This window comes from Rarobacter faecitabidus (assembly GCF_006716265.1).
Classification (GTDB): Bacteria; Actinomycetota; Actinomycetes; order Actinomycetales; family Cellulomonadaceae; genus Rarobacter; species Rarobacter faecitabidus.
This window is the reverse complement of record NZ_VFOS01000001.1, coordinates 127,481-147,379: the sequence shown is the minus strand read 5'-3', so window position 1 is coordinate 147,379 and position 19,899 is coordinate 127,481. Positions and strand designations below refer to the sequence as shown.

Genomic DNA, 19,899 nt, shown 5'->3' with positions numbered 1-19,899 from the left:
CCCCTTCCCGGCAGTGGCTCCTGTGTCCACTAGTGGCGCTGCGCGGCCCGCTGTCAATCGCCCGCGTTCGCCACTCTGGGGCGCGGAAAACTCGTCCTCAGCGGTTCGGGAAGTCCAGCGCGAGATCGAGGATCGGCGCGGAGTGCGTCAGCGCGCCGACGGAGAGGTAGTCCACACCCGTCCGCGCGACCTCGGCGGCTCGATCCAGGGTCAGGTTGCCCGTGGCTTCGAGTTCCACCCGGCCCGTCTCGGGCTCGAGGGCGCGGATCCGACTCACGAGATCGGCCATCACGGCTGTCGGCATGTTGTCGAGCAGCAGGAAACGGGCACCGGCACTGACGGCCTCCAGTGCCTGCTCGGCGGTGTCCGCCTCGACCTGAATCGAGATATCCGGGAATCGTCCCGCCACCGCCTCGATGGCGGGACGCACCCCGCCCGCGGCGGCGATGTGGTTGTCCTTGATCATCGCGACGTCGTAGAGGCCCATCCGCTTATTGGTTCCGCCACCCGCGCGCACCGAATACTTGTCGAGTTCTCGCAACCCCGGGGTCGTCTTGCGAGTGTCCAGAACCTGCGCGCCGGTGCCGTCCAGGGCGTCCGCCCAGCGCCGGGTCGCGGTGGCTACGCCCGAGGCGCGGCACGCGAGGTTGAGGATCGTCCGTTCGGCGATCAGGATCGCCTGGACCGGGGCATGCAGAACGGCGAGCACCGTTCCCGGCTCGACGGCCGTGCCGTCGTGTACGAGTAGCTCAACCGTGGCGGATGCGAGCCCGAAGCGTCGCGAGACATCGGCCAGGGCTATCTCGGCCACCCCGAGTCCCGCGACGACTCCCGGCTCGCGCGCGACTAGATTAGCCTGCGCGCGCTGATCGGGGGGAAAGATCGCCTGCGTCGTGACGTCTCGGCCAGCAGCGGGAACACCGTCGAGAGATCCGGTCGCATACGGGCGGACGCCCAGGTCCTCGTCGAGGGCGCGCGCGACCGCCGCGGCGAGCCATGCCTGATCGCAGTCCGTCATCGATTCCCCATTTCGGTGGTGGCTGAGAGCACGGCGGCCAGCGTTGAGCGGATGGGCGCCACGCGGGTACGCAACACGCCGTTGTCGCCAAGCGAGATCACGGTCCGCGCCACCTGCGATTCCGAGGGCGCAGGGAAGTCGGAGCGGAAGTGACCGCCCCGCGACTCCGTGCGCAGCAGCGCTGCGAGAGTCGTGGCAACCGCTGCCGCGTGAATGTTCGAGGTCTCCCATTCCGCGTACTGCGGGAGCGCCTGGAGGTCCTCGCGTTCATGCGCGTCAACGGGAACATTGCCGAGGGCCATCAGCGCGCTTCGGAGGCTCGCCTCGTCGCGTACCACGCCGGTGCCCGCCGTCATCACGCGCTGAATGCGTGAGCGGGCGGCGCCAGCGACCAGGCCGGCGGGAGCGCGCGGGCCGTCCGGTTGCGAGTACGGCAAGTCCCCTGCTTCGATCCGCCGGACGATGTCGGCCGCCGCGCGACGGCCGAAGACGAGCCCTTCGAGCAGCGAGTTCGATGCGAGCCTGTTGGCTCCGTGCACCCCTGAGCAGGCGCACTCCCCCACTGCGTACAGCCCGTCCACGCTGGAGCGCCCATTGGTGTCAGTCAGCACGCCCCCGGAGTGGAAGTGCTGGGCCGGGGCGACGGGGATGAGGTCGTGCCCGAACTCGAATCCAGCATCGAGCAAACGCCGGGTGATCGTGGGAAAGCGGGCGGCCAGGAACTCCGGCCCGAGGTGGCGCGCATCGAGCAGGACGTGATCCGATCCCGTCTTGGCGAGTTGGCGGACGATGGCGTGAGCGACCACGTCTCGCGGCGCCAGTTCCGCGAGCGGGTGGATGTCCTTCATGAACCGGGTGCCCTCGACGTCGAGTAGGTGCGCACCCTCACCGCGCACCGCCTCGGAGATGAGGGTGAGTTGCCCGCGAGCGCCCGCGCCCAGCCAGAGCACCGTCGGATGGAACTGCACGAACTCCAAGTCGGCGAGGTGTGCCCCCGCGCGCAGGGCGGCGCTCAGTCCGTCGGCGCTGGCCTGCGGGGGGTTGGTGGACGAGGTGAACAACTCGCCGATTCCGCCGGTCGCCAGCACGACGGCGCGCGAGTGCACGGCACCGACGCCGTCGCGCGTTCCGGCCCCCACGACGTGCAGTGTCACGCCGCAGACCTTGCCCGCCTCGTCGGTCAGCAGATCGATCATCTGGGCGTGCTCGATTACCTCGATCCCCGGGTGCTGGAGGACCTCGTCGATCTGGGCGGCGAGCGCGCGAGAGATCTCCGCCCCGGTGGCATCCCCGCCTGCGTGCGCGATGCGCGAGGCGTGATGCCCGCCCTCCAGGCCCAGCAGGATCTCCCCCTGGTCGCTCTGGTCGAATCTGGCTCCACGGTCGATCAGTTGACGCACGGCCGCCGGTCCTTCGCTGACGAGGATCTCCACGGCGCCCTCGTCGCACAGGCCACCGCCCGCGACGAGCGTGTCCGCGAGGTGCGCCTCGGCCGTGTCGGCAGGATCGAGCGCCGCAGCGACCCCGCCCTGCGCCCACACCGTCGATCCGGACGTGAGGACCGTCTTGGTCAGCAGCACCACCTTGCCCACTTTGCCGCACAGGTCCAGCGCCGCAGTCATGCCGGCGACCCCGGAGCCGATCACCACGACGTCGGCGGTCGTGCTCCAGCCCGGACGCGGTCCTGCGAGGAGGCGCGGAACGTTCGGCGCGGCGCCTAATCCGCCCAGTGCAGGCGCGCTCACGATCGAGCGGGCAACGGGCGGTCGATCGGCACGGCCGATGTCTTCAGTCCCGACCCCGAGGGCGCCTGGCCGGGGTCGGAGTCCAGTTCGACGATGCGGTTGAACTCGTCCACGAACACGACAGAGGGGGCGAACGTGCGCGCCTCTGCATCGGCGAGCATGCCGTACGCGATGAGGATTACCAGGTCGCCCGGTTGGACGAGTCGCGCCGCCGCGCCGTTGATCGCGACGATTCCGCTGCCTGCCTCACCGGGGATGGCGTAGGTCGTCAAGCGGTTGCCGTTGTCGATGTCCACGACGTCGACCTGCTGACCAGCGAGGATGTTCGCAGCGGAGAGCAGGTTCTGGTCGACCGTGATGGAGCCGACATAGTCGAGGTCGGCCTGAGTCACCGTGGCGCGGTGAATCTTGCCGATCATCATGGGGCGTTGCAAGGAGGTCACGCCGTTCCTTCCGGAAACTACGGCCGCTCGCTTCGTGTCTGCCGGATCAGCACCTCGGCATTGTCCAGCAATCGGGTCTGCCCGACCCTGGCTGCGATGAGAACGAGTAGCGGCCCTTCGTAATCATCGTCAACCCCCTCCATTGTCTCAGGTTCGACGCCTTCTACATAGTTGACGTCGGTCACGTTCGGCGCAACCGGCCCACCCTCGAGGACGTCCCGAGCGGCAGCTATCACATCGCTCGCCGGTCGGCCGGCTGCGGCGGCCTCGGCCGCTGCGCGCAGTGCGCGGGAGAGACCCAGTCCAGCGGCGCGCTCGACCCCGCTCAGGTAGCGATTGCGGGAGGACAGCGCCAGCCCATCGGCCTCGCGAACGATCGGGGCACCGACCACCGCCACGGGCAGATTGAGATCGCGGATCATCGCCCGGATGAGCGCGAGCTGTTGCGCGTCCTTGCGGCCGAAGACCGCTACGTCGGGTCGCGTGAGATTGAGGAGTTTGAGGACGACGGTCAGCATGCCATCGAAATGACCCGGGCGCATTTCACCCTCTAGCACCGAACCCAGCCTGCCGGCCCGCACGCTCACCTCGGGGACGCCGGACGGGTACATCTCGCGAGCACTGGGCGCGAAGACGCCCGCCACGCCGAGCCCCGCCAGCGCGGCCACGTCGGCGTCCAGCGTCCGCGGATACAGGTCATAGTCCTCCCCCTCGCCGAACTGCAGCGGGTTGACGAAGATCGTGACGATCACGCTATCGGCGTGTGCGGCCGCCGCACGGACGAGCGAGAGGTGCCCCGCATGGAGCGCCCCCATGGTCATCACGACCGCGACCGTGCCGGCAAGCCCTTCTCGCAGCGATGCCAGCTCATCGTGCGTTCGCAGCACACGCGGATGCCCGCTCCCACCTGACGTCATTGCGCGCCCCCTTCCTCGTCGTCCTCGTCGTGTCGAGCCCTGGTCTCGTCCAAGGCGCCCGGGACGGGATCGAGCGCCGTCATGATCCTGGTCAGGGCCCCTGCGTCGAGTCTGCCGGCGCCGTAGGCGCGCGCAGCGGTGGATCGGGCGAGCGCTCGGTAGGTCGGCACGAGGTCGCCGCCGGCCCCCTCCGCGGTGATTCGCGCCAGGGCGTCGAGGTGGCGTGCCACGGTACCCGCATCTCCGCGGGAGACCGGCCCGGTCAGCGCCCCGATCGGGTCGGCTCCCTCCGAGGCGTAACGTAGCGCCCCCTCGGCGCTCGCATGGACGATGCCCGCGAGCAGGTGCCCCGGCTCGGAAACGCCCGCCTCCTGCAGCATCTCGCTAGCCTGTGCAAGCAGCGTCACGAGATGGTTGGACGCGTGGCTGAGTGCCGCGTGATAGGCGACGCGCGCGCCCTCGCCCACGACCACGGGCTCGCCGCCCATCTCCACCACGAGAGCCTGGGCGATGGGCAGGAACGGGCTCGACGCCGTCACGGCGAACGGCGCGCCCTCCAGCCGGGATACGTCGAGTGATGTACCGGTGAACGTCATGGCCGGATGAATCGCCAGGGGAATCGCCCCCTGAGCAGCGGCCGGGCCGAGTATCTCGAGGCCATGGGCACCCGAGACGTGCACGACGAGTTGCCCGATCTGCCATCCGAGCGAGTTCGCGATACCCGCGACCAAGTCCGCCAGTGCGTCATCGGGCACCGCCAGGAGGACGAGCTCGCTACGCTCTACGATCTGCGGGATGGGAAGGATCGGCACGCCCTGCAGCATCATCTCGGCTCGGTCGATGGACTCGTCCGAAACCGCACTCACCCCCACGATCGCGTGACCGGCCGCCCGCAGGGTGCTGCCCAGAACGGCACCGACACGGCCCGCGCCGATGACGCCCACGCCCATACGCCCGGGACGCAACCCGGCCGTCTCATCAGTGACCGGCATCGTTGGCCTCCGTCCCGTTTCTACCCGGCCGGCCATGGCCGGCGGCGACCGCGCAATGATCGCGGATGGTGGTGGCATCCGCCTGCGCGAGGTGGTCGATACTCGGCGAGACGGGACCCGTCACGAGATCGAGGACGAGCGACGCCACCCCCGCTCGCCGATCGAACGGCCCCGCCACGACCGTCACCGACTGGCAGTGATCGAGCCAGGCGACGGTAGCGCGGCGCGCGATTCGCCCGGAACGAAGAAACGCGACGCCGTCATCCACGACGATACCGGTCCGCGCGAAAGCAAGCGGCTCCCAGAGCCGCGCCGAGGGCGGCGTCGCGGTGAATGGACTGCTGCCGTCGCGGCGCGTGCCCGTCATGGCGTGCGCCAGCAACTCCTGGGAACGGTCGCGCTCCCAATACGGGCTAAGTGCCGCAAGGAAGGCGCGGATCTGAGCGGGCGTGCCGTAGGGCAGGAGCGCGCGCTGCGACTTCTGCCGGTCGTATCCGGCGATCGTGGCCTCAACGGTCCACCAGCCGAACGCGCGCGCGATGAGCCCCTGCGTCACGGCGATCGCATGGATCCGGTCGGTGGGAACCGACTGCGACGTGTGATCCGTCAGGCCGCGGCTGATACGCAAGTTGGATCCGCTGAGCGTCGCGCGATACCCGCCATCGCCGGTGATGACGCCGAACGTCTGCGCCACGAATCCCCACGCGACGGGGACGATGAAGCCCAACGCGCCCCATCGCTGCGTGATGAGCGCGCCGGTGACCAGGCCGGCGGCGATCAGGTAGGTGATGATCGCCCCCGGACCCAGGAGCGCCATCGTGACGATCCGCGCGACGGGAATCCGCACGACATCCGCGTAGGCCCCCGCCTCGGGATCGCCAGGCAACAGGGACTGGAGCGGGCCGGCAACGCGCGCTTTGCCGGAGGCGGGCACGATGTGGCCGGGCTCGGGCGGGATCGGCGCGGCCAACCCGGGTCCCTCCGCTACCGACTCATGCGCGATGGCGTGCCCATCCCGCGGAGACGGTTGAGCGTAGGGCGGTGCGGGTGAGGTCGCGCTGCCGGGTAGGGGCGAGGGCCCGCCGCTGGCGAGGGGCGAGGTGGCACCCCCGGGGAGAGGCGAGGGCGGTAGCGGCGAGGGCGACACCGGCGTGCCCCGGCCGGACACGAGCACGGCGCGCAGGTCAGTGGCGTCCCGCACCTTGAAGTAGCCGAGTTCAACCTTCGAATCGTCCCCGCCCGCCGTCTCGATCTGGAGTTCGGCCAGGCCCAGGACGCGCGCACCCAGGGGGCGACGGATGTCTATGGCCTCAATGCGCTCAAGACGGGTGGTGACGTGCTTGCGGAACAGGATTCCGGATCTCACCTGGAGCGCACCGTCCCCTATCGAGAAACGGGTCATGCGCCACGAGAGATACATTCCTCCGCCCACGACGATCACCACGACACCGAGCACGGCCCACGCGGTGAGGTTCCGCGCCAGATCGGCTATCGAGACGTCGGATGAGGATCCTTCGATGGCGGAGTCCGCGAACTCGCGCAGAGCGAATACCACGAGCGCCAGGACGACCAGCCACATCTTCACCAGCGGGGTGGCGGGATGCACCCGCCGCCAAGGCGCAGCGGGAACCTGCGACCTCGGACGGTCAGCCGCGCTGAGCTCGCCGATAGCCGGGTCGTGTCCAGAGGGGAGCGGCATCGTCATAGTCGGAGCATCCGCGCCTCACCGAGCGCCGTGAGGCGGTCCCGTAGATGCTCCGCCTCCCTCCGGTTGATGCCCGGAATCGTGGCATCCGAACCGGACGAGGCCGTCTGCAGTCCGATGGCCGCCAGACCAAATCGGCGCAGTAACGGACCTGAGGTGACGCTCACCGTCTGCATGCGGCCGTAGGGCACGACGACCATCCGGCGATGCCAGATGCCGCTACGGATTGCCACATCGTCGGCCCGGCACGCGTACCCGAAGGCCCGAACCCGCCGCGGAATCAGGATCGCCTGACTCAGCCAGATCAGCGCCAGCCCAGCCGCGACGAACATCAGCCAGGTCAGGGAGAAGGCGTACGCCGCGACGCCGACGGCAATGGCGGGGATCCCGAGCCATACGGCGAGGCCGAGTTCCCGGATCGTCGTGAGTCTCGGCGAGAGCGGTTGCCATTGCACCCCGGGCAGATCGAACGGGTCAGGCCGACTGTCCACTGGGGTCCACGCTCCTTCCGGCGCTTTCCTGCTCGCCGTCTCCGGGCGGGGGAATCCGGCCGGATCGTTCGGCGAAGTATCCCGCCGCCGCGAGGGCCACGCCACCGAGCGCGGCAATACCGGCGCTTAGGGCCCGCGCGTGCTGCGACTCGTACCCGGCCATGGGCAACGCGAGGAGCGCCTGCGCGCCGTACCAGCCCGCGAGCATCGCGCCCGTGTGGCTCGCCGCCTTGCCGAGCATGACGAAGCGGGCGGCCTGCAACCCCGAAAGGTCCGGCCGCTTGCCCTGCATGTAGGCGCGCACGCGAACGCCCGCCACGAGGACCACGGCGGCCAGGAACAGCTCCACGACGATGACGAGCGGGGGAACCGGTGCCAGGTGGAGTCCGCGCGACTGGGCGAGCGCGAGAGCGGCCCAGCCGACGAGCCCGACGCCGAGCGCCCAGGCCACGAGACCGACCGGGCGCGTCGGGGTCACGATCTTCCCTGCTGAAGAGTGCCGAGCACGTGCTCTGGGCTCGGGAGTGTGTCGGTGGCGAACCAGTCGAGCGATAGCGTGCGAATCCCATCCCGGTCTGGCGCGTTCCGCGCCAGGACATCCACCGGTCCGCCACCCAGGCCATGCAGATAGGCATCCGGTTCGATGTGCACCCAGGGAAGGAGGACGAAGGAACGTTCGTGCGCCCGCGGATGCGGCAGTTCCAGGGTGTCGTCGTACATGACGATGTCGCCGTAGGTGATCAGGTCGATGTCGAGCGTCCGCGGACCCCAGCGAACCTCGCGCACGCGCCCGTAGTCCGCCTCGATCCCCTGCGTGATCGCGAGTAGCTCGTGCGGTGCGTGCGTCGTGATGATCGACACCACGGTGTTGAAGTAGTCGGGCTGGTCGGCCGGCCCGCCGACCGGCGCGGTGCGCGCAAGCGGTCCTACCGCGGTCACCGCGATGCCCTCGGTCGTGGCCAGTTCGCGGACCGCCTGCCGCAGCACATCAACCGGATCCCCCAGGTTGGCCCCGAGCGCCAGCAACGCACGGACAGGTTCCCGCCGTGGAGCCGAGGGCAGGTCGCCGGCTTGCGGCGAGTGGGGTGCCGGCGGCACGGGCGGCAGCGCCGCCCCCACTGGAAGAACGGGCGGGACGAGCGGCGGCTCCGGAGCCGGCGGCGGCGGGATCGCGACGGAGGACTCGTCCACGAGAACGGATTCCCTGCGCACCGGAACCGAGACCGGCGGATGCGCGCGGTCGCGCCGGATCGTCACGGAGACGTCCGCGAACGGGACGTCGATTGGCGCCGAGGGCTTGTGCACAGTGACCGTCACGGCGCTGACCAGCGGGTTCTCGAGGACGAGCGCCGCCAGATGCTCCCCAAGCGTTTCGATCAGATCGAAACGCTGCGCACCTACCTGTTGCACGATGGCCGTGGCGAGCGCGCCGTAGTCCACTGTCCGGGCCAAGTCGTCGCCCTGGGCGGCGCTTTGCGTGTCGAGGGCAGCCTCGACATCGATAAGGAATTCCTGCCCGCGAAGTTTCTCCTCTTCGAGCACCCCGTGGTAGCCGAACGCGCGCAGGCCCTGGAGCCGAATAGTGTCCGCGGTCATGGTGTCATTCCTGCTTTCTGCAGGGCCGTGACGACACTGATTGCGTCGATCGACCCCGCCACGTCATGTACTCGCACGGCCCACACGGGTCGCTGCGCCACGATGGCAGTGACCACCGCGGTCGCCGTGTCACGTTGCGCCGGTGCGCGCTCCGTGCTCAGCGCCGCCGCGAGGAAGCGCTTGCGCGATGCGCCGATAAGTATAGGAAAGCCCAGTGACTCGAGTTCGTCGAGCCGGGCGAGCAGCGGCCAGTTGCTGTCGGTGGCCTTCGCGAATCCCAGCCCGGGATCCAGGACGAGTTGTCCCGGGTTGCCACCTGCAGCGATGAATTCTTCGGCGCGCCTGGCGAGTTCCGCACGGACCTGCACGACGACGTCGTCGTAGCGGTCATGGTCGTCCATGTCGGTCGAGTGCGCCCGCCAGTGTGACAGGACGTAGGGCACGCCCAGCGACGCGACCGTCGCGAACATGTCCGCATCCGCGAGCCCGCCCGAAACGTCGTTGACGATGACGGCACCCGCCGCCACGCAGGCGCCGGCAACCGACGCCCGCATGGTGTCGATACTGACCGCCACTCCCCGATCGGCGAGTGCGCGAACTACCGGAAGGACGCGCCCTAGTTCCTCGTCCTCGCTGACGCGCTGCGCGCCCGGTCTGGTTGATTCACCGCCAACGTCGATGATGTCGGCACCCGAGAGAGCCATCGCGAGTCCGTGATCAACTGCGGCTTGCGCTCCGAACCAATCTCCGCCATCGGAGAACGAATCGGGCGTGACGTTGAGGATTCCCATCACGCGAGAGGGACCGCGGCTCAGTAGCTCGGACGCCGCTGTGCGCCAGTCAGGAAGATGCACCACGGCTTCAACTCTAGGTCAGGTTGCGGCGCCGACGCTTCGTCGCGCATCTCTGCCGGGGGCGGGCGACGAAGCGGGATGAAAGTCTCACGGTCGCGCCGCCTCGCAGCGATAGTGTCGAATTGTCGTCACATTCGACTATCTAGCAAAGGAGACGACCATGGGGCACGTGGAGGGAATGACACCCAACGAGCAGTCGTGGGCTGTCGCTGACGAGGCCCGCGGATACATCGCGAACGTCGAAATGAACCCACTCGATGTCGACGCGCTCGAGGCGCGCGTGCAGCGCGCGAATCACCTGGTGGAGCCCGCCGTCGTACTCGAACTCATCAACCTGCTGCGCGAAGCTCGGGGCAGCGAGGCCGCGGCCGCGAGTTAACGCGGGACGCACTCGATTCTTCCAGTCGAGTGTCGCGGCCTCGCATCGTGTGCGCACTCTTCGTGCGCACACCGCGGTTCAGCGCGCAGTGAGTCCGCGCATTCAACGCGCATGATGGCCAATAGACGATGGGTGGGTGGCGGCTTTGCAGCCGTCACCCACCCATCGTCGTTCCGTAGCGGAAACCCTGCTATTGGCTGATCTCGTTGTCGATCTCACTGTCCGCGATGGCCAGCACCTGCCAGGTCGCGCCGTCCGCATCGGATAGCGCGTAGGTGGGCAGGAGCAGGCGAGCGCCCGTCGCGTCCGAGTACGAGCCGACTCCGAGGGTCGCCTTCGTGATCGTCACATCGGCGATCGGGAAGACGAACTTGGCGCCCGGTGCGGGCGGAGCCACCGGCTTGTAAGCCTCCGCATAGTAGGTGGCGTCATTCCAGCGCGCTTCGATCCACTTGGGGTAGGTCACCGGCCAGAGCGAATTCTGGTACGAGCGATCCGACAAGCGAGCGAGCGCCTGGGCGGGAGAGATGACGTCGTAGTCGCCGAGCGAGACGACTTGGGACAGGTCTCCGCTCAGGTCGGTCAGGTCCTTCCCGAAGAAACTGAACCACCACGCGGCCTCGGTGTAGGTACCACCGACCGGCAGTTTGACCGATGCCCAGCGATATCCGCCGCTCTGCGAATCCTTCTCGAGTTCGATCTTCGCCCCCGTGGGATCGAGGCCGAGCGCCTCAAGGGTGTCGTTGATCGTCTTCTTCACATGCTTGTCGGATGCCGGCTTCCTATCCTTGGGCTGTGCCGCCTCCTTGTCGAGAACGCTGGTGCCCTCCGAGGCCGCTGCGTCATCGGACGCTAAGGCCTCGCCGTACCCGGACGAGTTGTAGTAGTAAACGCTGCCGTCGTTGGACAGGGTCAACGACCGTTCGCCGTTCTTGCCGGTCGCGATGCTCCAGCCCCATTCGTCCTGCTTTGGCGTGCCCTTCACGCCGAGAGCGGCGGCGATGCCTTCGATGCGGTCCTTGCTCGCGACTCCGGTCGAGTCGTAGCCCCAGGCTTCCGCCTTCGTCGAAGCCGTCGACAGCCCCCCGTCGATGAAGTTGAAGCGGGCGTTGTCCCAAGCGTTCGTCTTCCGATCGTGGGTCGACGACGCGCCGGAGCCCTCCGCGGCGCTCGCTACCGCAGCGTCCGATTGCAGGCCGGGAGCCGCGCCCTGCCCCTTCGAGGCCATCGCCGATTCCGTCGCTGCCTCTCGACCGCTGTTCGCCGTGCCATCCCCGAGGAAGGGGACGGCATCCTCGCCGGATTCGTCCGCGAGGCTGACCGTCTGATCGGATCCATCGCCCAGCGCGCCGATCGCGTAACCGCCGCCGCCGGACACCGCGACAACGGCGGCAACCGCGGCAACCGCCACCCAGCGCCGCTTCGCTCGGCGGATCGGCTCAATGCGAGCGATTCCTGGCGTTAGGTCGGCTTCTGGCGATGCGCCAGGTTCGAACGAGGTCTCATTGGCGATCTTGGCGTCCACTTTGGCTCGGAGCCTGGCGAGGTCCGGGCCCGTCATCCCAGCCGGGTCGGCATCTGCGATCGCGTCCCACGAGACGCCTGCGCCGTCGTCTTCTGTCGGCTCTCCCGTGGGCGAACCGAAACCGTCTTTGCGGTCCATGACTTTCCTCCAATTTCCGTGCCCGATGACCCCCTGCGCGATCGGGCTTCGAAGTCTTTATGTGCTGCGGTGCGCGATTCTTGCGCTACTCGTAGGTCGCCCACGCTGCGGCGAGGCGTGCCCGCGCGCGCGATAGGGCGGCGTCGGCGCCACCCACCGAGATGCCGAGACTATCTGCCAGTTGGGTTCGGTCAACGCCATCCCATGCAACGAGGCGAATGACCTCCTGATCACGCGCCGACAACTGCGCGAACGCCATCAGTGCCCGCTCGCGCTCCGAGATCTCCGCTTCCGGATCGTTCGCCGAGCCGTTGCCGAGCAGCGGTGACAGGCTCTTGAGGTACTCAAGTTCCGCCGATGGCAGGTCGCGGACCCGGCGACGGTAATTGGCCAGCACGAACCCGGCCGTCCGGTACAACCACGGCAGTTCGCCCCCCAGCGCGATGGAGTCGCGGCGCCGCCAGGCTGTCGCAAGCACCTCAGCGGTGAGGTCCTCCGCGTCGTCGATGGGGGCACGCCGGATGAAATAGCGGTGCACGACTGTCGCGTAGTTTGCGAACAACTCGTCGAACCACTGGGTATCGCGGTGAGAACCGGCAAGCGGTGTCACAACGGCATCTCCCCCCGGCGGGTGCGCCGTCATATCGGATGGCCCATCCAATGATGGTGCATCCGTGGAAGCAGCATCCATGCTCACTCCTCAAAGTCCGACCCAAGGTCGCTCACAGTTTGACTTTAGGTTTATGTCGCCACTGCGGCAGTCCTTGCACGAGTTTTTCGAGAATCTTTACTGGCCGCCCGGCTGCCCGATCCCCTGGCAAGTACCAGCGGAGTACACCAACGCCGATGGAACGACCACGAGTGAGCAGCCTCGCGCGAAGAGGAGATGGCGCGATGGGGCGTGAAAAGTGCACGGCGCGGCGGGGCGTGAGCGGGGAGGCGGCTGTGGGAGGAGCGATCCCCCTGCGAGCGCTGCCGCGCAGCGGGGCCACGACGGGTGCGGACGAGGCCGTGGCTAGCGGCCGAGGATTAGGGCCATGACTTCTGCCCGCGTGGCCGGGTCCCGCATCTGACCGCGCACCGCCGAGGTGACGGTCTTGGCGCCTGGTTTACGCACCCCGCGCATCGACATGCACATGTGCTCGCACTCGACCACCACGGCGACGCCCCGCGGCTGCAGCGAGGCGACCAGCGCCTCGGCGATCTGCGTGGTAAGCCGTTCCTGCACCTGCGGGCGCTTCGCGTACACGTCGACTAGCCGTGCCAGCTTACTCAGGCCAGTGACGTGACCCTGTGCCGAGGGGATGTAGGCAACGTGCGCGACGCCGTGGAACGGCACCAGGTGATGCTCGCACGTCGAGTACACCGCTATGTCTTTCACCAGGATCATCTCGTCATGATCGATGTCGAAGACTGTTTCCAGCACCTCGGCGGGATCGTCGGCGAGTCCGGAGAACACCTCGGCGTACGAACGAGCGACGCGTTCGGGGGTTTCCCGCAGGCCGTCACGGTCGGGATCCTCGCCCACCGCGAGCAGGATCTCTCGCACGGCGGCGGCGATGCGCTCTTGATCGACAGCCATGCTGCGTCAGACCTGTCCGGCGGGCGGCTCGCTAGGCCCGGTCGGCGGTGCTGGCGGCTCGATCGGCCCGCTCGGCGGGGCAGGTGGCTCGGTCGGCCCGCTCGGCGGGGCAGGTGGCTCGATAGGCGGCTCGGTGGGCTGAGCCACCGCATCCGGCGCGGAGCCCCCGCCTGGCTGGTTGGCGGACGAATTCTGCTGGAACTGACGGTGACGCTCGTAGGCTTCTCGTACCCGCTCGGGGATCGCCACCGGCCCGCGCTGGGGGGTGCGACCTTCGCCGGACTGCCAGACATCTCGGGGCGGGTTCTTCACGACCGGCCCGAAGATCCGCGCGATCTCCTTTTCGTCCAGCGTTTCCTTCTCGAGCAGCTCGGTGACCAGGTCGTCGAGTACGTCGCGATAGCGCGTGAGGATGTCGCGCGCCTCGTCGTGGGCGGTCTCGATGAGCTGACGGACCTCGGCGTCGATCTGCCCGGCCACGGCATCGGAGTACTCGATGCTACGGCCCATGTCGCGGCCCATGAACGGCTCGGAGGACCCGTCTCCCAGTTTGACCGCACCGATCTTCTCGCTCAGCCCCCACTCGGTGACCATGCGGTGTGCCGTGTCGGTCGCCTTTTCGATGTCATTGGCGGCGCCGGTGCTTGGGTCGTGGAACACGAGTTCCTCGGCGACGCGCCCGCCCATCGCATAGGCGAGCTGGTCGAGCAGTTCGTTGCGGGTGGTCGAGTACTTATCCTCCGTCGGCAGCACCATCGTGTAGCCGAGCGCCCTGCCGCGCGGCAGGATTGTCACCTTGGTGACCGGGTCGGAATAGTGCGACGCGGCGGCAACGAGCGCATGCCCGCCCTCGTGATACGCGGTGTTGAGGAGCTCGTCCGGATTCATGACCCGGCTCCTGCGCTGGGGACCGGCGAACACGCGGTCGATGGCCTCGTCCAGCGCCCGGTCATCGATCAGGTTCGCACCCGAGCGAGCGGTGAGCAATGCGGCTTCGTTGAGCACGTTCGCGAGGTCGGCGCCCGAGAAGCCGGGCGTGCGCCGCGCCACCGATTCGAGGTCCAGTCCCGGCACCATGGGCTTCCCCTTCGAGTGCACCTGGAGGATCCGCAGGCGCCCCTTGAGGTCAGGCGCGTCCACGCCGATCTGGCGGTCGAATCGTCCCGGGCGCAGCAGCGCGGGGTCGAGGATGTCGGGTCGGTTGGTCGCGGCGATGAGGATGACATTGGTGTTGGTGTCGAACCCGTCCATCTCGACGAGCAACTGGTTCAGCGTCTGCTCACGCTCGTCGTGCCCACCGCCCATGCCTGCGCCGCGGTGACGGCCGACGGCGTCGATCTCGTCCACGAAGATGATGGCCGGTGCCGACTCCTTGGCCTGCTGGAACAGGTCGCGCACGCGCGAGGCGCCAACGCCGACGAACATCTCGACGAAGTCGGAGCCGGAGATCGAGAAGAACGGAACGCCCGCCTCGCCCGCGACCGCTCGGGCGAGGAGCGTCTTGCCGGTTCCGGGCGGGCCGTACAGCAGCACGCCCTTGGGGATCTTGGCGCCGACGGCCTGGAACTTCGCCGGCTCGGCCAGGAACTCCTTGATCTCGCGGAGTTCATCGACGGCCTCGTCCGCGCCAGCGACATCGGCGAATGTCACCTTCGGCATGTCCTTGTCGACGAGCTTGGCGCGCGACTTCCCGAACTTCATCACGCCCGCGCCCCCGCCCTGCATGCGCGTGAGCAGGAAGTAGAAGATCACGCCGATGATCAGGAACGGCAGGAACAGCGTCAGGAGGGACGCCCACACGCTACCCTTGGCGATCTGCGAGTTGTACCCCTTGGCCGGGTCCGCCTTGACGACCGCGCTCACGACCTGCTCGCCCTGGGGTGCGACGTAGTAGAACTCGACCTTCTTGCCCAGGTCGCGGTCGTCCTTCTTGAACGACTGCGTGAGGTCGAGCTGGACGCGCTGGTCGCCGTCGATGATCAGCGCGCTCTCGACGGTCTCGCCGGTGAGGAGCTCGAGGCCGTCGGACGTGCTGATACGCGAAACGGGGTCGCGGTTGAAGGCGAGGAGCGCCAGCAGCAGCAGGCTCACGCCGAAGATGATCCAGAAGGCAGGACCGGTGAAAACTTTCTTCATAGTTGCGCGCTGGGGCGGACCCCGGCTCCCTTCAACTTAAGATGCGAGATGTTCCGACACGAACATACCCGGTCCCGATTCGATTTCACTGTGCGCACCTTCCTTGTTCGCCATCAGCGTCGAAGGACGGCGCGGACGGATCATCGGCCGCTGTACACCTCGGCCTTGAGCGTTCCGACGTATGGCAGGTTGCGGTACTTCTCGTCGTAGTCGAGCCCATAGCCCACCACGAACTCGTTGGGAATGTCGAAGCCCACGTAGCGAACGTCGACGTCCACCTTTGCCGCGTCCGGCTTCCGCAGCATGGTGGCGATCTCGACGGACTCAGGGCCGCGGCTGCGCAGGTTAGCCACGAGCCAGGACAGCGTAAGCCCGGAGTCGATGATGTCCTCTATGACCAGCACGTGGCGTCCGTGCAGGTCGGAGTCGAGGTCCTTGAGGATCCGCACGACGCCCGAGGACTTCGTGCCCGAGCCGTACGAGGACACCGCCATCCAGTCCATGGTGACGGGAATGGTCATGCGCCGGGTCAGATCCGCGACGACCATGATCGCACCCTTGAGGACCCCCACCACGAGCACGTCCTTGTCGGCGTAGTCCCGGTCGATCTCGCGCGCGATCTCGTCCAGCCGGCCGTTCAACTCATCGGTTGGGATGAGCACGTGTTCGATGTCGTTTTCAAGTGAGCCGTTGGCCACGTGGTTACTCCTTGGTGTGCAGCGATGCCGGGTTGGTGGAAGTGCCAAGTTCTAGCGTGCCACAGTGACGGGCCGCGCCGACATTCCCGGGTAGCGCGATCGGCCCTTGCCCGTGCCACTGCGTCAAGAGCCGATCGATCTCTTCACAGTGGCCGTATGCCAGTGATCCGGCGGGGCTGCCGGCCTCGATCGCGGCCAGGCGTAGCGCCCGCAGTCGCACGGCCGCATGCGCCGCGATCAGGGTTTTCACACTCAGGCGGATTCCGCGAGGCGCGCACGCGCAGTCGGGCGCGGCTTCGCGGGCATTGTGGACGAGTTCTCCGGCGCACGTCTCGATGAAGTCCGCGTCGCGGGCGGCCAGCATGCCCGTGCGAGCGAGGGAACGCGTAAGTCCTGGCCCCAGCACCTCGATGAGTGACGGGAGTGCGCGCGCCCTGAGCCGGGATCGTACGGGGTCGCCGTCGGCACCGGCGTTCGTGGGGTCGTGCCACGGCTCGATCCCAAGGTGGGCACAGACGGCTTCGGTCTGCGCGCGAGTGATGGACAGTAGGGGTCGGCGCCACGCGTCGTTCACGGCGGCCATACCGGCGATGGAACGGATCCCGGAACCGCGTGCGAGTCCGAGCAGGACGGTTTCGGCCTGATCGTCCAGCGTGTGACCCAGCAGGATGGCGCTTGCGCCTAGCTTCCGCCGCGCCTCGTCGAGTGCGGCGTAGCGGGCGTCGCGTGCCCTCGCCTCGGGGCCGCCGTGACCCTCGGATGGCACATGCACGGTCGCGACGATGGCCTCGTCCAGGCCCAGGCCCTCGCAGGCGCGCGCGGCACGAATGGCGACGTCAGCCGATCCCGCCTGCATGCCGTGATCCACGGTGACGGCGATGCCCCGGCGTTTCAAGTGATCGGTGGCCTGCGCCGTAGCGGCTGCAAGCGCGAGCGAGTCCGCACCGCCCGAGCAGGCGACGATGACGGGCACATGGGGCTCGAGTTGGGAGAGGTGCCGTTCGACCGCCCGGCGGAGCGGATCGAGCGGAGTGATCCGGGCCACCGTCAGCCCAGCACGCGGGCGATCCACGCGGCGGGATCCGCGATCTCCTCGGCACGCGGCAGGTTCTGAGGCGCCGCCCACGCGGCTGAGAGCGCCTCGACGCCCGCTTGGTGCTGGACGCCGCGCACGAACTCGGCGCCGTTACGGTACTGCGCCAGTTTGGCCTCCATGCCGAATACCCGGGCGAAGACCTTGGCCATGCCCTTGGCCGAGTCGCGCTTATTGTCGAAGTCCTCGCGCAGTTGGTCGATCGAACCGATCACCTCGGGGCCGACGGCGTCCATGGTGACGTCCGCGTGCCCTTCCAGCAGCGCCATGATCGCGGTGAGTTCCGCGAGCCGGGCCTGCTGACGCGGACCGAGGAAGCCGTCCATGAGTCCGGCCTGACCCTTGCCGCGTGCCGCCTGCACGCCCGAGCGCACGATGCGTCCCGCGCGCACCACGCCGGCGGCGAACCCGGCGATCGCGTCGGCGGCGGCGGTAGCGGCCTTACCTTGAGCGAGATCGCCGAGGGTGGCCGGCTCGTCGGGAGCCTCGTCCTCCTCGGGGTCCGTCTTCGAACCCAGGTCGCTGATGAGCGATACGAGGTGATCGGCGAGCCACGGCGCGGCACGGAACTGCGCGGCGTGCGTGAGTTCGTGCAGGCATACCCACTGGCGGAAGTCGCTCGCAGGGGCGCCAATCACGGATTCGACGTCGAGGATGTTAGGCGCGATCAGGAGCAGGCGCCCGCTACTGGGACCATACGGGTCGAATTGGCCGAGCACCTTGGTCGACAGCAGCGCGAGGATGCCAGCCGCCTCGACGGTGCCGAGTACCTGCGCGCTCGCCCGTTGCGCGGGCAGGTCGCCGAGCAGCGGGGCCGAGAGTCGCGCCATGGATTCGGAATTGGCGACGGCCCAGCCAGCGCGATCAACCACATACACGGGTGCGATCGGTGCTTCGTCGCCGATGAGGTTCGCCAGGCCGGAGAACTCGACCGCCGGCGCCCAGGCGCGCTCGGCGGCGATCCGCAACTCGTCCACGAGCGCCTGTAACTCGACGCGCGACCCGATCGGGCCGGGCGGCGCGATCCGCCCGGCGACGCGGGCGGCGCTCGACCAGTCGATCAGGGATTCGGGATTGGCGTGCGTCATGCGGTCAGTCCTGTCACGAAGTCGTCGATGACCTTGCGGGTCGACCACGTATTGGGCGACCTGTCGGCGATCACGACGAAGTTGAGTGGGCGCTGGCTGGAAGTCTGGATGGTGCCGGCGAGCGCCACCACCTTGGGCAGGGATCCCGTCTTGGCCCGCACGTTGCCGCGGGCGTCATCCGAGGTCATGCGTTCGGCCAATGTGCCGGTCCAGCCGGAGATGGGCATGCCCGTGGCGGCGTCGTGGAACGTGCCCTCGCCCGGAGTGGCGAGCCGATCTATGACCTCGATGATGGTCTCGGGCATTACTTTGGAACCCTCCGCGAGGCCCGAGCAGTCCTTCAAGGACGCGCCCGATACGTCGATGCCCATTCCACTCAGCGTCGCCAGGACGGCTTTGGCGGCGCCGTCGAACGACGCGGGCAGGCCGCGATGAATGGCGACGAGTCGGCCCACGACCTCGGTAATGGTGTTGTCCGAATACCTCATGAAGTGCTCGATCAGGTCGCGCACGGGAGCGGATTCGACCGTCGCGACCGTCTTGCCGCCACTGACGGCCTTGCCGCTGCGCGGCGCGCCGTCCACGGTGATGCCCCGTTCCGCCAACCGCGCGGCGAAGACCTTCGCAGCCTCACCCGCCGGGTCGTCATATCGCGGAGCGTACTCACCGTCGCTCATGCGGCCCACGTTGATCGCGAATGGAACGACGGGCGCGGCGTACCCCTGCGCGGGGCTCTGCTCCCATACGCCGTGGGTGTTCGCGTCGAACAGCGAGGTGTCATAGACGAGGCGGACGGTCGTTTCTCCCCGCAGTTCCAGGGCTGAGGCCGCTTGGGCCGCGAGGTCGGCGAGGCCCGCTCTCCCGTTGACGACCGTCGGGTCGCCGGCCTCGGCGGAGAGCATCATGTCGCCACCGCCAACCAGCACGATCTCGGATGCGCTGGATTGGACGACAGTGGTCTTCAGGGTGGCGTCCAGGTCGAGTTCCTCGGAGCCGGCGAGCGCGACCAGCGCCTTTTGCACCGAAGCCGGGGTCATTGGCTTGTTGGGCTTGTGCGCTGCGATGATCTGGCCGGTCACCGCGTCGGACACGATGACGGAGATCGACTTGCCGACGTTCTTCTTGTCAGTCACCAGATCCTTCACAGCGGCGGCGATATCGACGTCGGTCTGCGGCAGTACGGCCGTAGCCCCGCCGGGCGCTGCGGCCGTGTCGCCGGGTTCCACGGCCCCGGGCGGGGTCGGGAATTCCGCGGCGGGGCCGGGCGGTGGGGACATCGTGAGATAGCCGGGGAGCAGGTCCTTCGCATCGGCCCACAGGTAGCCAACGGCGACGATGAGGACGAGCAGGAACACCACCGCCCCGGCGGACTTGCGACGCCTCTTCGAGCTCATCTGGCAGCGTTACCTCTCTGACGCGCGCTAACGGGGGTGGGCGGGCCGCATTCCTGCGTGATCGACTCGCACGAATCAGCCTAACTGCCGCGGCTAGGGTTTCCC

Annotated in this window: 19 protein-coding genes; 1 reads left to right on the top strand and 18 read right to left on the bottom strand. The window is 68.2% G+C overall.

All coding sequences use genetic code 11. From position 1 onward, the window contains the following. Window positions 1-97 precede the first annotated feature (97 nt). From nadC to folP, 10 genes are read right to left on the bottom strand one after another with little or no spacing between them, the layout of a single operon-like run. Window positions 98-1,018 (bottom strand): carboxylating nicotinate-nucleotide diphosphorylase, encoded by a 921-nt coding sequence (gene nadC / locus FB461_RS00740; protein WP_142118039.1) that lies wholly within the window; start codon window positions 1,016-1,018, stop codon window positions 98-100. Next, window positions 1,015-2,763, bottom strand: coding sequence for an L-aspartate oxidase (locus FB461_RS00735; protein WP_246045939.1), 1,749 nt, complete (start codon window positions 2,761-2,763; stop codon window positions 1,015-1,017). Before FB461_RS00735 ends, nadC begins: the two co-directional genes overlap by 4 nt. After that, on the bottom strand, window positions 2,760-3,206 hold the full coding sequence (gene panD / locus FB461_RS00730) for an aspartate 1-decarboxylase (protein ID WP_246045938.1): 447 nt from the start codon (window positions 3,204-3,206) through the stop codon (window positions 2,760-2,762). Before panD ends, FB461_RS00735 begins: the two co-directional genes overlap by 4 nt. Before the next feature lie 17 nt (window positions 3,207-3,223). Further along, window positions 3,224-4,123: a pantoate--beta-alanine ligase gene (gene panC, locus FB461_RS00725; RefSeq protein ID WP_142118037.1), complete on the bottom strand. Its 900-nt coding sequence runs from the start codon at window positions 4,121-4,123 to the stop codon at window positions 3,224-3,226. Beyond that, complete coding sequence (locus tag FB461_RS00720) at window positions 4,120-5,115, bottom strand: Rossmann-like and DUF2520 domain-containing protein (protein WP_142118035.1); 996 nt, start codon at window positions 5,113-5,115, stop codon at window positions 4,120-4,122. Before FB461_RS00720 ends, panC begins: the two co-directional genes overlap by 4 nt. Further along, window positions 5,102-6,820: a PH domain-containing protein gene (locus FB461_RS00715; RefSeq protein ID WP_142118033.1), complete on the bottom strand. Its 1,719-nt coding sequence runs from the start codon at window positions 6,818-6,820 to the stop codon at window positions 5,102-5,104. The genes FB461_RS00720 and FB461_RS00715 overlap by 14 nt, the downstream gene beginning before the upstream one ends. Then, the gene (locus FB461_RS00710; protein ID WP_142118031.1) at window positions 6,817-7,311 is read right to left on the bottom strand and encodes a PH domain-containing protein; all 495 of its coding nucleotides are present in this window, start codon (window positions 7,309-7,311) and stop codon (window positions 6,817-6,819) included. The genes FB461_RS00715 and FB461_RS00710 overlap by 4 nt, the downstream gene beginning before the upstream one ends. Then, a complete protein-coding gene (locus FB461_RS00705; protein WP_170222528.1) occupies window positions 7,295-7,789 on the bottom strand; it encodes a DUF3180 domain-containing protein in 495 nt (164 codons plus the stop codon). Before FB461_RS00705 ends, FB461_RS00710 begins: the two co-directional genes overlap by 17 nt. Beyond that, entirely contained in the window at window positions 7,786-8,907 is a 1,122-nt protein-coding gene (gene folK / locus FB461_RS00700; protein WP_142118027.1) for a 2-amino-4-hydroxy-6-hydroxymethyldihydropteridine diphosphokinase, read from the bottom strand. The genes FB461_RS00705 and folK overlap by 4 nt, the downstream gene beginning before the upstream one ends. Next, window positions 8,904-9,764: a dihydropteroate synthase gene (gene folP, locus FB461_RS00695; protein ID WP_246045937.1), complete on the bottom strand. Its 861-nt coding sequence runs from the start codon at window positions 9,762-9,764 to the stop codon at window positions 8,904-8,906. Before folP ends, folK begins: the two co-directional genes overlap by 4 nt. A gap of 157 nt (window positions 9,765-9,921) precedes the next feature. Here folP and FB461_RS00690 point away from each other — a divergent pair, with 157 nt between their 5' ends. Next, window positions 9,922-10,140, top strand: a complete 219-nt coding sequence (locus tag FB461_RS00690) for a hypothetical protein (RefSeq protein WP_142118025.1) — start codon at window positions 9,922-9,924, stop codon at window positions 10,138-10,140. Between the two features lie 190 nt (window positions 10,141-10,330). Here FB461_RS00690 and FB461_RS00685 read toward each other — a convergent pair whose 3' ends face one another. The 8 genes from FB461_RS00685 to dacB all read right to left on the bottom strand — a co-directional run bounded on the left by FB461_RS00685 (window position 10,331) and on the right by dacB (window position 19,794). Next, window positions 10,331-11,803, bottom strand: a complete 1,473-nt coding sequence (locus FB461_RS00685; protein ID WP_142118022.1) for a hypothetical protein — start codon at window positions 11,801-11,803, stop codon at window positions 10,331-10,333. A gap of 85 nt (window positions 11,804-11,888) precedes the next feature. After that, window positions 11,889-12,494: a sigma-70 family RNA polymerase sigma factor gene (locus FB461_RS00680; RefSeq protein WP_246045936.1), complete on the bottom strand. Its 606-nt coding sequence runs from the start codon at window positions 12,492-12,494 to the stop codon at window positions 11,889-11,891. A gap of 324 nt (window positions 12,495-12,818) precedes the next feature. Next, a complete protein-coding gene (folE, locus tag FB461_RS00675; RefSeq protein ID WP_142118020.1) occupies window positions 12,819-13,385 on the bottom strand; it encodes a GTP cyclohydrolase I FolE in 567 nt (188 codons plus the stop codon). Between the two features lie 6 nt (window positions 13,386-13,391). Beyond that, window positions 13,392-15,521, bottom strand: coding sequence for an ATP-dependent zinc metalloprotease FtsH (gene ftsH, locus FB461_RS00670; protein ID WP_142118018.1), 2,130 nt, complete (start codon window positions 15,519-15,521; stop codon window positions 13,392-13,394). 140 nt (window positions 15,522-15,661) lie between these two features. Next, window positions 15,662-16,192 (bottom strand): hypoxanthine phosphoribosyltransferase, encoded by a 531-nt coding sequence (gene hpt, locus FB461_RS00665; RefSeq protein ID WP_425466898.1) that lies wholly within the window; start codon window positions 16,190-16,192, stop codon window positions 15,662-15,664. Between the two features lie 31 nt (window positions 16,193-16,223). After that, complete coding sequence (gene tilS, locus FB461_RS00660; protein WP_246045935.1) at window positions 16,224-17,291, bottom strand: tRNA lysidine(34) synthetase TilS; 1,068 nt, start codon at window positions 17,289-17,291, stop codon at window positions 16,224-16,226. Next, the gene (locus FB461_RS00655) at window positions 17,267-18,400 is read right to left on the bottom strand and encodes a zinc-dependent metalloprotease (protein WP_142118014.1); all 1,134 of its coding nucleotides are present in this window, start codon (window positions 18,398-18,400) and stop codon (window positions 17,267-17,269) included. Before FB461_RS00655 ends, tilS begins: the two co-directional genes overlap by 25 nt. Further along, window positions 18,397-19,794, bottom strand: coding sequence for a D-alanyl-D-alanine carboxypeptidase/D-alanyl-D-alanine endopeptidase (gene dacB, locus FB461_RS00650; protein ID WP_142118012.1), 1,398 nt, complete (start codon window positions 19,792-19,794; stop codon window positions 18,397-18,399). The genes FB461_RS00655 and dacB overlap by 4 nt, the downstream gene beginning before the upstream one ends. Window positions 19,795-19,899: the final 105 nt, after the last annotated feature.

What these genes read in the sequence shown, in the direction of transcription:
- nadC (WP_142118039.1), bottom strand. Translation starts at nt 1,018, where the DNA reads ATGACGGACTGCGATCAGGCATGGCTCGCCGCGGCGGTCGCGCGCGCC.
- panC (WP_142118037.1), bottom strand. Translation starts at nt 4,123, where the DNA reads ATGACGTCAGGTGGGAGCGGGCATCCGCGTGTGCTGCGAACGCACGAT.
- FB461_RS00720 (WP_142118035.1), bottom strand. Translation starts at nt 5,115, where the DNA reads ATGCCGGTCACTGATGAGACGGCCGGGTTGCGTCCCGGGCGTATGGGC.
- FB461_RS00715 (WP_142118033.1), bottom strand. Translation starts at nt 6,820, where the DNA reads ATGACGATGCCGCTCCCCTCTGGACACGACCCGGCTATCGGCGAGCTC.
- folK (WP_142118027.1), bottom strand. Translation starts at nt 8,907, where the DNA reads ATGACCGCGGACACTATTCGGCTCCAGGGCCTGCGCGCGTTCGGCTAC.
- FB461_RS00690 (WP_142118025.1), top strand. Translation starts at nt 9,922, where the DNA reads ATGGGGCACGTGGAGGGAATGACACCCAACGAGCAGTCGTGGGCTGTC.
- FB461_RS00685 (WP_142118022.1), bottom strand. Translation starts at nt 11,803, where the DNA reads ATGGACCGCAAAGACGGTTTCGGTTCGCCCACGGGAGAGCCGACAGAA.
- FB461_RS00680 (WP_246045936.1), bottom strand. Translation starts at nt 12,494, where the DNA reads ATGGATGCTGCTTCCACGGATGCACCATCATTGGATGGGCCATCCGAT.
- folE (WP_142118020.1), bottom strand. Translation starts at nt 13,385, where the DNA reads ATGGCTGTCGATCAAGAGCGCATCGCCGCCGCCGTGCGAGAGATCCTG.
- ftsH (WP_142118018.1), bottom strand. Translation starts at nt 15,521, where the DNA reads ATGAAGAAAGTTTTCACCGGTCCTGCCTTCTGGATCATCTTCGGCGTG.
- FB461_RS00655 (WP_142118014.1), bottom strand. Translation starts at nt 18,400, where the DNA reads ATGACGCACGCCAATCCCGAATCCCTGATCGACTGGTCGAGCGCCGCC.
- dacB (WP_142118012.1), bottom strand. Translation starts at nt 19,794, where the DNA reads ATGAGCTCGAAGAGGCGTCGCAAGTCCGCCGGGGCGGTGGTGTTCCTG.